This window comes from Pseudomonas sp., assembly GCF_033723075.1.
Lineage (GTDB): Bacteria > Pseudomonadota > Gammaproteobacteria > Pseudomonadales > Pseudomonadaceae > Aquipseudomonas.
This window is the reverse complement of sequence record NZ_JAWVXU010000017.1, coordinates 53,287-68,530: the sequence shown is the minus strand read 5'-3', so window position 1 is coordinate 68,530 and position 15,244 is coordinate 53,287. Positions and strand designations below refer to the sequence as shown.

The following is a 15,244-nucleotide window of genomic DNA, read 5'->3' as shown; positions in this document are numbered from 1 at the left end:
AGCCCTAGGTTGCATTCATCTAGCCACCACGAAAGCTGCGCCCAAGCATGTATTGCTCGCGCGAGCGATCACGCGAGGACAAAGGCTTGCGCATCTGCACCTTGTCGAACATTTCGCGCACCTGCTTGTGGTAAAGATCGAAACCTTCGCCCTGGAAAATCTTGATCAGGAAGTCGCCTCCCGGACGCAGCACGCGCCCGGCCAAATCCAGGGCCAATTCGCACAGATACATGGTGCGCGCCTGATCGGCAGTCCTTACCCCACTCATATTGGGGGCCATATCGGAAATCACAAGGTCTACCGGATTACCGCCAATCGCCTCGAGGATCTGCGCGAACACCGCATCGTCGGTGAAATCACCCTGAATGAAGGTGACATCGGGAATGCTGTCCATCTCCAGAATATCGGAGGCGATCAGGGTGCCCTTGTCGCCGATCAAGCGGCTGGTCACCTGCGACCAGCCACCTGGCGCAGCTCCCAGGTCGACCACAGTCATACCCGGCCGCAGGATTCGATCCTTTTCCTGGATCTCCAGCAGCTTGTAGCTCGCACGCGAGCGATAGCCATCCTTTTGCGCCATTTTGACGTAAGGGTCGTTGAAATGCTCTTTCAGCCAACCTTGACTGGTCTTGGAACGGGCCACGCAATACCTCGAATTGTGCAGAGCATGAATATCTGGGCGGCAACCAAGGCGCTCGGGTAAACTGATCGCCGTTTTTTACCAGATTAAATGCAGGAATCAGATTATGCCGCTCACTCAAGAGCAGAAGAAACAATTCAAATCTATCGGCCACCACCTGAAACCCGTATTGATCGTGGCTGACAATGGTTTGACCGAAGGCGTTCTGGCCGAACTGGAGCGCGCCCTGAGCGACCATGAGCTGATTAAAGTGCAACTGCGCATCGTCGAGCGCGACAGTCGCCTTGCGGCCATTAACGAGCTGTGCAAAGCCGGCCATGCCGACCTGGTGCAGGTCATCGGCAAAATGGCGCTGATCTACCGCAAGAACCCCAAGGCCAATAAAAACCTGTCCAACGTCCACCGCCATCACGGCTGATAGCTGCGAGCTGCACGCTTCTTGCCTTACTTGAAGCCTGCAGCTTATCGCTTACCGCTGCCAGGTACCGGCTGCAATACCAGCAACAAACCGCAAAATGCCATCACCAGGTAGCTGAACATCAGCCAGAGCCCGCCAGCAGGCCAGAAATGGCGCACGGCAAAGTAACTGGCTGCCATCATCAGTACCGTCAACAGCAGTTGCCCGCGCATATCGCGCCACAGGCTGACTAAACGCTCGGCACGGATCAGCACCAGAACCTGCAACCCCGCACAAACCCCTGCCAGACCCACCAATAGCGGGCGAACGCTGCCGGCGATCTCCTCGACCAGCAACGGCGCCAAGCCCAGCTTGGCGATCGCCGGCAACAGCAGAAAATGCAACAACCACAGACCGCCGACCCAGAAGGTCTGGGCCAGCAGCCAGCTTATTGTCCCAGCATTTTGGCTGCCGGGCCTAGATATGGCGAACCTCGACAATCTCGTACTCGACGACGCCACTGGGGGTCTTGACCACCACCACATCGCCTTCTTCCTTGCCGACCAGGGCGCGCGCGATGGGCGAGCCCACCGACAGCTTACCGAGCCGGATATCGGCTTCGTCTTCGCCAACGATCTGATAGGTCACGCTTTCGTCGGTCTCGACGTTGGCGATCTCCACGGTGGTGCCGAAAATCACCTTGCCGGTGTGGGCAATGCTGGTGACATCAATGACCACTGCGTTTTGCAGGCGACCTTCGATATCACGGATGCGCGCCTCGACCATGCCCTGCTGCTCGCGGGCGGCATGGTATTCGGCGTTTTCCTTGAGGTCACCCAGCTCACGCGCGGTGCCGATGTCCTGGCTGAGTTTGGGCCGCATCACCTTGGTCAGGTGAGCCAGCTCCTCTTCCAGGGCGCGCGCGCCCTGGACGGTCATTGGGTATTTAGTCATGCCTTGATTCCTGCATGGAGATCCTGCAAACGGCGCACCGTTTTTTCTGGACCGAACTTGAGCGCCTCACAAATCGCCTCACCAGCGGCCAGCGTGGTGGTGCAGCAGATTCGATGCTGCAGCGCATTGCGGCGAATGGAATAGGAGTCAGCAATCGACTGACGACCTTCGGTGGTATTGATGATCAGCGTGACTTCGTCATTCTTGATCATGTCGACCACGTGAGGACGCCCCTCGGTCACCTTGTTGACCCGACGCACCGGCAAGCCGGCCGCCTCGACCACCTTGGCGGTACCCGAGGTGGCAACCACGTCAAACCCCAGCTCGATCAGATTACGCGCCAACTCGGCCACCAGGGGCTTGTCGTCATCGCGCACACTGATAAAGGCGCAGCCGCTATTGGGCAGGATTTCACTGGCGCCCAACTGCGCCTTGGCAAACGCTTCGCCGAAGGTGTCGCCGACGCCCATCACTTCACCGGTCGACTTCATTTCCGGGCCGAGGATAGGGTCCACGCCCGGGAACTTGGAGAAGGGGAATACGGCTTCCTTGACGCTGTAGAAGTTCGGAATGATTTCGTCGGTGAAACCGACTTCGGCCAGGGTCTTGCCGGCCATCACCCGGGCACCGAGCATCGCCAGGGAGATGCCGATGCACTTGGAGACGAACGGCACGGTGCGCGAGGCGCGCGGGTTGACTTCGATGACGAAGATGTCCTCGCCCTGCACCGCCATCTGCACGTTCATCAGGCCGATCACGCCGAGCTCCAGGGCCATTTTCTTGACCTGGTCGCGGATCTCGTCCTGAATATGCGCCGGCAGCGAATACGGCGGCAACGAACAGGCCGAGTCACCGGAGTGCACGCCTGCCTGCTCGATATGCTGCATGATCGCACCGATCACCACGGTTTCACCGTCGCTAATGGCATCGATATCGACTTCGATGGCGCAGTTGAGGAAGTGATCGAGCAGCACCGGGCTGTCATTCGACACTTTCACCGCTTCGCGCATGTAGCGCTTGAGCTCTTCTTCCTGGTAGACGATTTCCATCGCCCGGCCGCCCAGCACATAGGACGGACGCACCACCAGCGGATAACCGATGACCTTGGACGCCGCCAGGGCCTCATCTTCACTGCGCGCCGTGGCATTGGCCGGCTGGCGCAGGCCCAGACGCTGAACCATCTGCTGGAAACGCTCGCGGTCTTCGGCGCGATCGATGGCCTCGGGGCTGGTGCCGATGATCGGCACACCGGCCTCTTCCAGCGCGCGACAGATTTTCAGCGGGGTCTGCCCACCGTACTGCACGATCACGCCTTTCGGCTGCTCGACTCGGACGATTTCCAGCACGTCCTCCAGGGTTACCGGCTCGAAATACAGGCGGTCCGAGGTGTCGTAGTCGGTGGAGACGGTTTCCGGGTTGCAGTTGACCATGATGGTCTCGTAACCGTCTTCGCGCAGCGCCAATGCAGCGTGCACGCAGCAGTAGTCGAACTCGATGCCCTGACCGATGCGGTTCGGCCCGCCACCGAGGATCATGATCTTGTCGCGGCCCGACGGCGCCGCCTCGCACTCTTCCTCGTAGGTCGAATACATGTAGGCGGTGTCGCTGGCGAACTCGGCGGCGCAGGTGTCGACGCGCTTGTACACCGGCAGCACTTTCAGCTTGTGACGGTGGCTGCGCAGGCTCTTCTCGGAAACGCCGAGCAGTTTGGCCAGGCGGATATCGGAGAAGCCCTTGCGCTTGAGCTTGTACATCAGGTCGCGGTCGATGCTGACCAGACCCAGGGTCTTGATCTTTTCCTCGTCCTTGACCAGATCTTCGATCTGCACCAGGAACCACTCGTCGATGCGGGTCAGCTCGAACACTTCGGCAACGGTCTTGCCGGCACGGAAGGCGTCGGCCAGGTACCAGATGCGGTCGGCACCCGGCACGGTCAGCTCGCGCTTGAGGGTGCTTTCAGCATCCGGGTCATTCGGATCGAGCATCGGATCGAAGCCGGAAACCCCGACTTCCAGGCCGCGCAGGGCTTTCTGCATGGACTCCTGGAAGGTACGGCCGATGGCCATGACCTCACCGACCGACTTCATCTGGGTGGTCAGGCGGGCATCGGCCTTGGGGAATTTCTCGAAGGCGAAACGCGGGATCTTGGTGACGACGTAGTCGATGGCCGGCTCGAAGGACGCCGGAGTGCGACCGCCGGTGATGTCGTTGGACAGCTCGTCGAGGGTGTAACCCACCGCCAGCTTGGCGGCGATCTTGGCGATCGGGAAGCCGGTGGCCTTGGAAGCCAGCGCCGAGGAACGCGACACCCGCGGGTTCATCTCGATCACCACCATGCGCCCAGTGTTCGGGCAGATGCCGAACTGCACGTTGGAGCCGCCGGTTTCCACGCCGATCTCGCGCAGCACCGCCAGCGAGGCGTTACGCAGGATCTGATATTCCTTGTCGGTCAGGGTTTGCGCCGGGGCCACGGTGATCGAGTCGCCGGTGTGCACGCCCATCGGATCGAAGTTCTCGATGGCGCAGACGATGATGCAGTTGTCCTTCTTGTCGCGGACCACCTCCATCTCGTATTCCTTCCAGCCGATCAGGGACTCGTCGATCAGCAGCTCGTTGGTCGGCGACAGGTCGATACCGCGGGCGCAGATCTCCTCGAACTCTTCACGGTTGTAGGCGATGCCGCCACCGGTGCCGCCCATGGTGAAGGACGGCCGAATGATGCAGGGGAAGCCGACTTTCTCGAGGACGACGTAGGCTTCTTCCATGTTATGGGCGATGCCGGAAATCGGGCAGGCCAGACCGATGTCCTTCATCGCCTTGTCGAAGCGCGAGCGGTCTTCGGCCTTGTCGATGGTGTCGGCATTGGCACCGATCATTTCCACACCGAACTTCTCCAGCACGCCGTGCTTTTCCAGATCCAGCGCGCAGTTCAGCGCGGTCTGGCCGCCCATTGTCGGCAGCAGGGCGTCCGGGCGCTCCTTCTCGATGATCTTGGCCACGGTCGACCACTTGATCGGTTCGATGTAGGTGGCATCGGCCATGGCCGGATCGGTCATGATGGTGGCCGGGTTGGAGTTCACCAGAATGACGCGGTAGCCCTCTTCTTTCAGGGCCTTGCAGGCCTGGGCACCGGAATAGTCGAACTCGCAGGCCTGGCCGATGACGATCGGGCCAGCACCGAGAATCAGGATGCTTTTAATGTCTGTACGCTTTGGCATTTTCTCTCTCTCGAATCCTGGGTCAGTCGGCTGGCTTAACGGCGCTTGGCCATGGCTTCGATAAAACGGTCGAACAGCGGCGCCACATCGGCAGGGCCGGGGCTCGCTTCGGGGTGACCCTGGAAGCTGAAGGCGTCCTTGTCGGTACGCTCGATGCCCTGCAGGGAGCCGTCGAACAACGACTTGTGAATCGCCCGCACATTGCTCGGCAGGCTGGCTTCATCCACGGCGAAACCGTGGTTCTGGCTGGTGATCATCACCACGCCGCTGTCCAGATCCTGCACCGGGTGGTTGGCACCATGGTGACCGTGGCCCATTTTCAGGGTCTTGGCACCGGAGGCCAGAGCCAGCAGCTGGTGGCCAAGGCAGATGCCGAACACCGGAATATCGGTTTCCAACACGTCCTTGATCGCCTGGATCGCGTAGTCGCAAGGCTCGGGGTCGCCCGGACCGTTGGACAGGAATACGCCATCGGGATTCAGCGCCAGCACTTCGGCAGCGGGCGTCTGCGCCGGCACCACGGTCAGCCGGCAGCCGCGCTCGACCAGCATGCGCAGGATGTTCCACTTGACCCCGTAGTCATACGCCACCACGTGGTACTTCAGCTCGCTGGCTGGAATTTCTGGATGGTTGTCATCCTGCAGGTTCCACACGCTGGAGCGCCACTCGTAGGACTCGCTGCAGCTAACCACCTTGGCCAGGTCCATGCCCTTGAGGCCGGGGAAGCTGCGCGCCAGTTCCAGGGCTTGCTCTTCGGTGGCGTCGTCGCCCACCAGGATGCAGCCGTTCTGCGAACCCTTCTCACGGAGGATGCGGGTCAGGCGACGGGTATCGATGCCGGCGATGGCAACCGTGCCGTTTTCCTTCAGGTACTCATCCAGCGGCTGCTTGCTGCGCCAGTTGCTGGCGATCAGCGGCAGATCGCGAATAATCAAACCGGCGGCCCAGACCCGATTGGACTCGGCGTCTTGCGGCGTGGTGCCGGTGTTGCCGATGTGCGGATAGGTCAGGGTGACGATTTGCTGGGCATAGGAAGGATCGGTAAGGATTTCCTGATAGCCGGTCATGGCGGTGTTGAAAACCACCTCTCCAATAGTTTGGCCATCGGCACCGATGGCCTCGCCGCGAAAAATACTGCCATCAGCAAGGGCCAGGATGGCAGGTTTAAGGGCTGGCTTACTCAAGAAAACCTCCGTAGATCAAAGCTTGAAGCAAACGCAGATTGTAAAAAAGCGGGATGACGTACCGACCGTCATCCCGCTTTTTTATATGATTCATTCTGCGCAACTTTTAGTGGACACACTAAAGCGGGAAGCCTACAGGAAAGTGCCTTTTTGGTCCACCGCCAGATGCGACCAACTCCGAGCCGGAACACCCGCTTCCGACGAAGCGCATCAATTGAGGCCCAGCACATCCTGCATGTCGTACAGCGCAGGCTCGCGCCCTTTCAGCCATGAGGCCGAACGCACCGCCCCCTTGGCGAAGGTCATACGGCTTGAGGCTTTATGGGTGATTTCCACCCGCTCGCCATCGGCGGCGAACAGCACGGTGTGATCGCCGACCACATCGCCCGCCCTTACCGTGGCAAACCCTATGGTTTCGCGGGCGCGGGCGCCAGTCTGGCCTTCACGACCGTAGACCGCGACCTTTTGCAGGTCACGCCCCAGGGCATTGGCCACCACTTCCCCCATGCGCAAGGCAGTGCCTGATGGCGCATCAACCTTGTGCCGGTGGTGGGCTTCGATGATCTCGATGTCCACCTCATCGCCCAGCACCCGGGCCGCGGTGTCCAGCAATTTCAGGCACAGGTTGACGCCCACGCTGAAGTTGGCGGCAAACACGATGGGGATCTGCCGGCCGGCATCGGCCAACAGCTGTTTTTCCTCGACACTGAAGCCGGTAGTGCCAATCACCATGGCCTTGCCAGCCTGCCGACAAATTTCCAGGTTTTTCAGGGTCACCGAAGGGTGAGTGAAATCGATCAGCACATCGAACTGATCAAGCACCTCGCTCAGAGCGCCCGACAGCCTGACACCGATCTTGCCCAGCGCCGCCAGTTCGCCGGCATCGGCGCCGACCAGACTGCTGTCGGCACGATCGATCGCCGCAGTCAGGCTGACGCCATCAGCCTGCTGCACGGCCTCGATCAGGGTCTTGCCCATGCGCCCAGCGGCGCCCATCACTGCTATTCGTTGCATAAAAATCAGCTCCAAGCCTCAAGCTTAAAGCCGCAAGGCCAAGCACCACCGACTTGCAGCCTGGCGCTTATGGCTTGCAGCTATTTGACCTACACATCGCCGAAGAAGCGCTTCACACCCTCGAACCAGCCACTGGCCTTCGGCGAATGACGGGTATCGCCCTGCAGCGTCTTGCGGAACTCGTCGAGCAGTTCGCGCTGACGCCGATCCAGACTGACCGGGGTTTCCACCGCAACCCGGCACATCAGGTCACCGGCACCGCCACCACGCACCGGCGCCACGCCTTTACCGCGCAGACGGAACAGCTTGCCGGTCTGAGTGCCTTCTGGAATCTTCAGCTTGACCCGGCCATCCAGGGTCGGCACTTCCAGCTCGCCGCCCAGCGCCGCATCGGCGAAGCTGATCGGCACCTCGCAGTACAGATGCTTGCCATCACGCTGGAAGATCGAGTGCTCGCGCACATTGACCACCACATAGAGATCGCCCGCCGGACCACCCATCGCGCCCGCCTCGCCTTCGCCGGACAGGCGAATGCGATCACCGGTATCGACACCAGGCGGAACCTTCACCGAGAGGGTCTTATGCTCTTCCACCCGACCATGACCATGGCAGGAACCGCACGGATCGGTAATCATCTTGCCGCTGCCATGGCAACGCGGACAGGTCTGCTGCACCGAGAAGAAACCCTGCTGCATGCGCACCTGACCAATACCGCCGCAGGTGGTACAGGTTACGGGAGAGGTGCCCTTCTTCGCCCCGGAGCCTTCGCAGATCTTGCAATTGACCAGGGTCGGCACCCGGATGTTGACCGTAGTACCGCGCACGGCCTCTTCCAGATCCAGCTCCAGGGTGTAGCGCAAATCGCTGCCACGCTGGGCGCCGCCACGCTGGCCGCCACGACCGCCCGCGCCACCGAAGAAATCGCTGAACACATCGCCGAAAATATCGGAGAAATTCGCCCCGCCGAAGCCGGCGCCACCCGCGCCGCCCATGCTCGGATCCACACCGGCATGCCCGTACTGGTCATAGGCCGCGCGCTTGCCGGCATCGGACAATACTTCGTAGGCCTCGTTGGCATCCTTGAACATATCTTCCGACGCTTTGTCGTCGGGATTGCGGTCCGGGTGATGCTTCATCGCCAGGCGCCGGTAGGCCTTTTTCAGCTCCGCTTCGCTGGCGCCGCGCTCGACACCCAGCACCTCGTAATAATCACGTTTAGCCATAAGTCCTTAACACCCTTAAATCGTATCCTCCAGACGCGCCAACGCGGGAGCAAGCTCCCGCGCGACGGATCATGACGCTCGCAGCCTGGGCTGCAACCGCCTGGAGTGGCAGGCAGCGGTGCCCCATGGGAGACCGCTACATTTCCCGCATCCCTGCGGGCCACAAGCTTGCGCCTGTTTGTGCCTATTTGTTTTCCTTGACCTCTTCAAACTCCGCGTCGACCACATCGTCGCCAGCGCTTTGAGCCTCATCGGCACCCTGGGCATCAGCACCCGGTTGCGGCTGCTCGGCATACATCTTCTGCGCCAACGGGGTGGTGGCCTCGGACAAGGCATTGATCTTGGCTTCGATAGCCTCCTTGTCGTCACCCTTGATCGCCACTTCCAGCTCGCTCAAGGCTTTTTCGATGGCGGCTTTCTCGTCCGCGGTGGCTTTATCGCCTGCCTCGGTGAGCATCTTGCGTGAGGCGTGCACCAGCTGATCGCCCTGATTACGGGCAGTGGCCAGCTCTTCGAACTTGCGGTCTTCCTCGGCATTGGCCTCGGCGTCACGCACCATCTGCTCGATTTCTTCCTCGGACAGACCGGAGTTGGCCTTGATCACAATGGACTGAGTCTTACCCGTCGCTTTGTCCTTCGCGCCGACATGCAGAATGCCGTTGGCATCGATATCGAAGGTCACTTCGATCTGCGGCACGCCACGTGGTGCTGGCGGAATCTCGGCCAGATCGAACTTGCCCAGGGACTTGTTCTGCGAGGCCTGCTTACGCTCGCCCTGCAGCACGTGAATGGTCACCGCCCCCTGGTTGTCGTCGGCAGTGGAGAACACCTGGGACTTCTTGGTCGGAATCGTGGTGTTCTTCTCGATCAGCGCAGTCATCACCCCACCCATGGTTTCGATACCCAGGGTCAGCGGCGATACGTCGAGCAGCAGCACGTCTTTGACGTCGCCGGCCAGTACCGCGCCCTGGATGGCAGCACCCATGGCGACGGCTTCATCCGGGTTGACGTCCTTGCGTGCTTCCTTGCCGAAGAAATCGGTAACCAGCTTCTGCACCAGCGGCATGCGGGTCTGACCACCGACCAGAATCACGTCGTTGATCTTGGCCACGTCGATACCGGCGTCTTTCAAGGCGATGCGGCACGGCTCGATGGTGCGCTGCACCAGATCTTCAACCAGCGATTCCAGCTTGGCGCGGGAAATCTTCACGTTGAGGTGCTTGGGACCAGTGGCATCTGCAGTGATATACGGCAGGTTGACGTCGGTCGACTGGCTCGAGGACAGCTCGATCTTGGCCTTCTCGGCGGCTTCTTTCAGGCGCTGCATGGCCAGCGGGTCACCCTTGAGGTTCATCCCGCTTTCTTTCTTGAATTCGTCGACCAGATAATCGATCAGACGGATATCGAAGTCTTCACCACCGAGGAAGGTGTCGCCGTTGGTGGCCAACACTTCGAACTGGTGCTCACCATCAACTTCGGCGATTTCGATCACCGAGACGTCGAAAGTACCGCCACCCAGGTCATAGACGATCACGGTGTGGTCGCCCTTGGCCTTGTCCATACCGTAAGCCAGAGCGGCTGCAGTCGGCTCGTTGATGATGCGCTTGACGTCCAGACCGGCGATGCGCCCGGCGTCCTTGGTGGCCTGACGCTGGCTGTCGTTGAAGTACGCAGGAACCGTGATCACCGCTTCGGTGACTGGCTCGCCGAGATAGTCTTCGGCGGTCTTCTTCATCTTCTTGAGGATTTCAGCCGAGATCTGCGGCGGCGCCATCTTCTGGCCGTTCACTTCGACCCAGGCGTCACCGTTGTCAGCCTTGACGATCTTGTAAGGGACCATCTGAATGTCTTTCTGCACGACGTCTTCTTCGAAACGACGACCGATCAGGCGCTTCACCGCATACAGGGTGTTGTGCGGATTGGTCACAGCCTGGCGCTTGGCCGACTGACCGACGAGGATTTCACCGTCGTTGGCATACGCAACGATCGACGGCGTGGTACGAGTACCCTCAGCGTTCTCGATGACCTTGACGCTGCCGTTTTCCAGAATGGAGACGCACGAGTTGGTGGTCCCCAGGTCGATACCGATAATTCTGCCCATCATCATTCTCCCGAAACTTTGATATTTCCGCCGCTACGCTCTGACAGCCGCGGTAGCACTAAAACGCTTGACTCATAAATGGGGGCCGATCGCCGAATTTCAAGCCTGCTCATCAATAGAAGGCGGAACTTCGGCCGGCGCCTTGCTGACCACCACCATCGCCGGACGCAACAGGCGACCGTTGAGCAGATAGCCCTTCTGAAACACCTTGAGCACGCTGTTCGGCTCTACATGGGTGCTGTCCTGCATGGCCATGGCCTGATGGTGCTCCGGATTGAAGGGCGCACCGTGCGGGTCGATCTCCTCCAGCTGATAGCGCTTGAGGGTGTCCTGGAACAGCTTGAGGGTCAGTTCCAGCCCCTCGCGCACGGCCTTGATTGCCTCGTCATCCGGATTCGACAGCTCGAGACCGCGCTCCAGGCTGTCGACAACCGGCAACAGGTCATTGGCGAACTTCTCCAGAGCGAATTTGTGCGCTTTTTCTACATCCTGCTCGGCGCGACGACGCACGTTCTGCAGGTCCGCCGCCATGCGCAGAGCCTGATCCTGAGCGGCAGCCAGCTCTTCCTCCAGCACCTGAATGCGCGCGTCCAACTGATCGCTCGCCTCCACTTCGGCACCAGGGGCAACCTCTGGCAGCTGGTTGTCGCGGGTCTGTTCGTCAGCCATGCGTTTCTCCTCTAAAAATTCGACGCAAGCCTAAACTCGCGCTCTGCCGCCTATATGGGGACAAATTCTGCAGGTTCAAGTGCTGCGCAAGGATTGTCAGCCGAGAAACAAACACTGTATAAATATACACACCAAAGACCTGAGAGGCCTCGCCATGCTGGTGCACCTGTCCGTACACAACTACGCCATCGTTGAACACCTCGACCTGGAGCTGGACAGCGGCATGAGCGTTATCAGCGGCGAAACCGGCGCTGGCAAATCGATCATGCTCGATGCCCTCGGCCTGTGCCTTGGCGATCGTGCCGACAGCGGCGTGGTCCGCCCCGGCGCCGACAAGGCGGACATCCTGGCCAGCTTCGACCTTGGTGACATCCCCGAAGCCCGTACCTGGCTGGCCGAACGCGATCTGGACCACGACGGCCCGTGCATCCTCCGCCGGGTGATCACCGCCGAAGGCCGCTCGCGCGGCTACATCAATGGCTCACCCTGCCCCCAGGGCGACCTCAAGGCCCTCGGCGAGCTGCTGATCGACATCCACAGCCAGCACGAACACCAGTCCCTGCTCAAGCCCGACACCCATCGCCGCCTGCTCGACGAATACGCCGGCAGCCAGGAACTGGCACGCCAGGTGCAACTCGCGGCACAGCGCTGGAAACAGACCCGCAGTGAGCTGCAGCGCCTGTCCAGCCTCGGCGACGAACAACGCTCACGCCATCAGCTACTCAGCTATCAGCTTGAAGAGCTGGACAGCCTGGCCCTGGGCGAAAACGAACTGGAACAGCTGGAGCAGGAACACAAGAACCTGACCAATGCCGAAAGCCTGCTCAGCGCCTGCCGCCTGGTGATCGAGCAATGCAGCGAGAATGACGCCGGCAATGTGCTTTCGACCCTGACCGGAAGCCTCAACCGCCTGGGCGCCTTCCAGGGTCAGCCAAGTGCCTTGAGCGAGGCGACCAACCTGCTGGCCAGCGCCCAGATCCAGGTAGAAGAAGCCGTCGGCGAACTCAATCGCTTTCTCGACCATTTCGACGCCGACCCCGAGCGCCTGCAGCAGATGGAAGAGCGCCTGGACGCGATCTATACCCTGGCACGCAAGCACCGGATTCAGCCGGGCGAACTGATTGCCATGCAACAGCAGCTGTTCGAAGAACTGGAAAGCCTCAACGCCGACGACCAGGCCGCCGAACGCCTGAACGATGAACTGGCCGCCTTCGAACGCCACTACCAGGACAAAGCCGGCGAACTCAGCGCCCTGCGCCACCGCGCGGCCAGCGAACTGGGTACAGCGGTAGAACTGGAAATGCAGAACCTGGGCATGCCGGGAGGGCGCTTCAGCATCAGACTGAACGCGAACAACAACAGCGAACCACAGCCCAACGGTCTCGAGCAGCTGGAATTCCTGGTCAGCGCCAACCCCGGCCAACCGCTCAAGACCCTGGCCAAAGTCGCCTCCGGCGGCGAGCTGTCACGCATCAGCCTGGCGATTCAGGTAATCACCGCGCAAACCTCTCGCGTGCCAACCCTGGTGTTCGACGAAGTCGACGTCGGCATTGGCGGCCCTACCGCCGAAGTGGTCGGGCAACTGCTGCGCCGTCTCGGTGAGCGCGGCCAGGTGCTAACCGTCACTCACCTGCCGCAAGTGGCCGCCCAGGGCCATCAGCACCTGTTCGTGCACAAGGTGCGCGGCAACGATGCCACCCGCACGGCCGTGAGCAAACTGGACAGCAACCAGCGGGTCGAGGAAATCGCCCGCATGCTCGGCGGCGTCGACCTGACCGAAGAATCCCTGGCTCATGCCCGGCAAATGGTCGGCAGCGCCCAGGCCTGAGGAGACGGTAAAAACTCCCGCCTGCCGCGACCGTCGCCAGGCGTCTTGTCGCGAACGCCTGAAGACGCTCTCGCGACGGCGCTCGATATTTTCACAACCCCTGACGAATTACTCATACAACAAAGGCGACCCGAGGGTCGCCTTTGTGCATGACGCGCGTGCGCTTACTTCTTTTTACGCACGTAGAGCACCAGGTTGTGGTCGACCATCTCGAAGCCGTGCTCGAGCACGATCTCCCTCTGCCGCTTCTCGATTTCAGCATCGAAGAACTCGATCACCTCACCCGAATCGACACAGACCATGTGGTCGTGATGACCGCCATCGGCCAACTCGAACACGGCATGACCACCATCGAAGTTATGCCGCACCACCAGCCCTGCTGCCTCGAACTGAGTCAGTACGCGGTACACGGTGGCCAGGCCGACATCTTCGCCCGCTTCCATCAGGGCCTTGTAAACATCCTCTGCACTCATGTGGCGTTGCTCGGCGGAATCGAGCATCTGCAGAATCTTGACCCGCGGCAGGGTCACTTTCAGGCCAGCTTTGCGTAGTTCGCTATTTTCAACCATGGTCTGCTTTCTCGCGGAAGCGGCTTCGCAGCTTCCTTTATTGCGGGTATGATCGGGGTTTACGTTGCCCAGCCAAGATAGTGGAAGTCACCCTCCGATGCAAAAAACCAAGCTCCTGCTGACCAGTCTCACCTTCATGGGACTCCTCGCACTCGCCGGCTGTTCTTTCCCCGGGGTTTATAAAATCGACGTCCAACAGGGCAATGTCGTTACTCAAGACATGATAGATCAATTGCGCCCCGGAATGACCCGCAGCCAAGTGCGGTTTATCATGGGCAACCCGCTGTTGACCGACACCTTCCACGCCAATCGCTGGGATTACCTGTACAGCATTCAGCCAGGTGGCGGTAAACGCCTGCAAGAGCGCGTCAGCGTGATCTTCGACGGCAATGAACAATTGGCCGGACTGTCAGGCGACTTCATGCCCGGCGTCAGTCGCGACGAGGCCATTCTTGGCCAGGACGACTCCAGCGTGGCGCCGCAAACCACAGCGCAACCGCAAGCTGAAGAGCCACCGGCGCCAGGCTCCCTGCTCGAGCAGATCCAACGCGAAGTCGACGAAGTACAGAGCGTGCCGGTACCGACCCCGGAACCGCTGGACAGTTCGCCGCAGTAACCAGACAAGCGCAAAAAAGCCCGGAGATTACCGGGCTTTTTTATGCGCGTGCCGATTTAACGTCAGTCGCCCTCTTTGCCGACCTTGGCTTTCGCCGCCTTGGCCGCACGCTGCTTGCGCACCTCTTTCGGGTCAGCAATCAGCGGCCGATAAATCTCCACCCGCTCGCCATCCTCCAGCACCCGTTCTTGCGGCTTGGCAACCGCCTTGCCGAAGATCCCCAGCGGGCTATTCGCCAGATCCAGGCCGGGAAAATGCGCCTGCATGCCCGACTGCTCGGCAGCCTGGCGCATCGTAGTACCGCAAGGCACGCTCAGACGCAGTAATTTCTGCTTGTCCGCCAAGGCATAGACCACCTCGACCACGATCATCTTGTTATCCATATAGCTGCTTCGCTCTTTGACAGAAAGCGTCCACCAGCGTGTTCGCCGCCTGATTGAACAGCGGCCCCAGGGTCGCCCGCACCAGGGGGCCGGCATAATCGATGGTCAGATCCAGACTGATCTTGCAGGCCTGGTCACCCAGCGCTTTGAACACCCACTGACCATGCAACTTGTTAAACGGCCCCTCCTCCAGGTGCAACTCGATCGACTGCCCCCAGACCAGCGCATTGCGGGTAATGAAGCGCTGACTAACCCCACCCTTGGCCACTGCCAGACTGGCGCGCATGTGGGTTTGACTGACATCAAGGACCTCGCTGGCCGCACACCAGGGCAGGAATTCCGGATAGCGCGCCACGTCATTGACCAGATCGAACAGGGCTGACGCCGGGTACGGCAACAATGCCGAGCGCTGAATATGGGTACTCATAGGCAGGTAACTTCATTCAGT

General features: G+C 60.5%; 15 protein-coding genes. 3 read left to right on the top strand and 12 right to left on the bottom strand.

Annotated elements, in window-relative coordinates; genetic code table 11:
- Positions 1-19: 19 nt before the first annotated feature.
- Entirely contained in the window at positions 20-643 is a 624-nt protein-coding gene (gene rlmE / locus R3355_RS18940; protein WP_318947908.1) for a 23S rRNA (uridine(2552)-2'-O)-methyltransferase RlmE, read from the bottom strand.
- Positions 644-746: 103 nt separating this feature from the next.
- Here rlmE and R3355_RS18935 point away from each other — a divergent pair, with 103 nt between their 5' ends.
- Positions 747-1,058, top strand: coding sequence for a YhbY family RNA-binding protein (locus R3355_RS18935; RefSeq protein ID WP_318962614.1), 312 nt, complete (start codon positions 747-749; stop codon positions 1,056-1,058).
- Between the two features lie 44 nt (positions 1,059-1,102).
- On the opposite strand, the gene R3355_RS18930 is transcribed toward R3355_RS18935, so the two are convergent.
- The 8 genes from R3355_RS18930 to grpE all read right to left on the bottom strand — a co-directional run bounded on the left by R3355_RS18930 (position 1,103) and on the right by grpE (position 11,400).
- Positions 1,103-1,537 (bottom strand): DUF4149 domain-containing protein, encoded by a 435-nt coding sequence (locus R3355_RS18930; RefSeq protein ID WP_413243538.1) that lies wholly within the window; start codon positions 1,535-1,537, stop codon positions 1,103-1,105.
- On the bottom strand, positions 1,515-1,991 hold the full coding sequence (greA, locus tag R3355_RS18925; protein WP_318962612.1) for a transcription elongation factor GreA: 477 nt from the start codon (positions 1,989-1,991) through the stop codon (positions 1,515-1,517). Before greA ends, R3355_RS18930 begins: the two co-directional genes overlap by 23 nt.
- Positions 1,988-5,209 carry a carbamoyl-phosphate synthase large subunit gene (gene carB, locus R3355_RS18920; RefSeq protein ID WP_318962611.1) on the bottom strand — a complete coding sequence of 1,074 codons (3,222 nt, stop codon included), beginning with the start codon at positions 5,207-5,209 and terminating at the stop codon, positions 1,988-1,990. Before carB ends, greA begins: the two co-directional genes overlap by 4 nt.
- Positions 5,210-5,244: 35 nt before the next feature.
- Positions 5,245-6,393 (bottom strand): glutamine-hydrolyzing carbamoyl-phosphate synthase small subunit, encoded by a 1,149-nt coding sequence (gene carA / locus R3355_RS18915; RefSeq protein WP_318951368.1) that lies wholly within the window; start codon positions 6,391-6,393, stop codon positions 5,245-5,247.
- A 210-nt stretch (positions 6,394-6,603) separates the two neighbouring features.
- The gene (dapB, locus tag R3355_RS18910) at positions 6,604-7,407 is read right to left on the bottom strand and encodes a 4-hydroxy-tetrahydrodipicolinate reductase (protein ID WP_318962610.1); all 804 of its coding nucleotides are present in this window, start codon (positions 7,405-7,407) and stop codon (positions 6,604-6,606) included.
- Positions 7,408-7,496: 89 nt separating this feature from the next.
- Positions 7,497-8,630 (bottom strand): molecular chaperone DnaJ, encoded by a 1,134-nt coding sequence (gene dnaJ, locus R3355_RS18905; protein ID WP_318951366.1) that lies wholly within the window; start codon positions 8,628-8,630, stop codon positions 7,497-7,499.
- Between the two features lie 184 nt (positions 8,631-8,814).
- On the bottom strand, positions 8,815-10,731 hold the full coding sequence (gene dnaK, locus R3355_RS18900; RefSeq protein ID WP_318962609.1) for a molecular chaperone DnaK: 1,917 nt from the start codon (positions 10,729-10,731) through the stop codon (positions 8,815-8,817).
- A gap of 99 nt (positions 10,732-10,830) precedes the next feature.
- Entirely contained in the window at positions 10,831-11,400 is a 570-nt protein-coding gene (gene grpE / locus R3355_RS18895) for a nucleotide exchange factor GrpE (protein ID WP_318962608.1), read from the bottom strand.
- Between the two features lie 154 nt (positions 11,401-11,554).
- On the opposite strand from grpE, the gene recN reads away from it, so the two are divergent.
- Complete coding sequence (recN, locus tag R3355_RS18890) at positions 11,555-13,228, top strand: DNA repair protein RecN (RefSeq protein ID WP_318962607.1); 1,674 nt, start codon at positions 11,555-11,557, stop codon at positions 13,226-13,228.
- A gap of 164 nt (positions 13,229-13,392) precedes the next feature.
- On the opposite strand, the gene fur is transcribed toward recN, so the two are convergent.
- The gene (gene fur / locus R3355_RS18885; RefSeq protein WP_318962606.1) at positions 13,393-13,797 is read right to left on the bottom strand and encodes a ferric iron uptake transcriptional regulator; all 405 of its coding nucleotides are present in this window, start codon (positions 13,795-13,797) and stop codon (positions 13,393-13,395) included.
- Between the two features lie 97 nt (positions 13,798-13,894).
- Here fur and R3355_RS18880 point away from each other — a divergent pair, with 97 nt between their 5' ends.
- Positions 13,895-14,413: an outer membrane protein assembly factor BamE gene (locus R3355_RS18880; protein WP_318948510.1), complete on the top strand. Its 519-nt coding sequence runs from the start codon at positions 13,895-13,897 to the stop codon at positions 14,411-14,413.
- A gap of 62 nt (positions 14,414-14,475) precedes the next feature.
- On the opposite strand, the gene R3355_RS18875 is transcribed toward R3355_RS18880, so the two are convergent.
- Both R3355_RS18875 and R3355_RS18870 read right to left on the bottom strand, forming a co-directional pair.
- Positions 14,476-14,796 (bottom strand): RnfH family protein, encoded by a 321-nt coding sequence (locus R3355_RS18875; RefSeq protein WP_318962605.1) that lies wholly within the window; start codon positions 14,794-14,796, stop codon positions 14,476-14,478.
- Positions 14,789-15,223, bottom strand: a complete 435-nt coding sequence (locus R3355_RS18870) for a type II toxin-antitoxin system RatA family toxin (RefSeq protein WP_318948508.1) — start codon at positions 15,221-15,223, stop codon at positions 14,789-14,791. The genes R3355_RS18875 and R3355_RS18870 overlap by 8 nt, the downstream gene beginning before the upstream one ends.
- Positions 15,224-15,244: the final 21 nt, after the last annotated feature.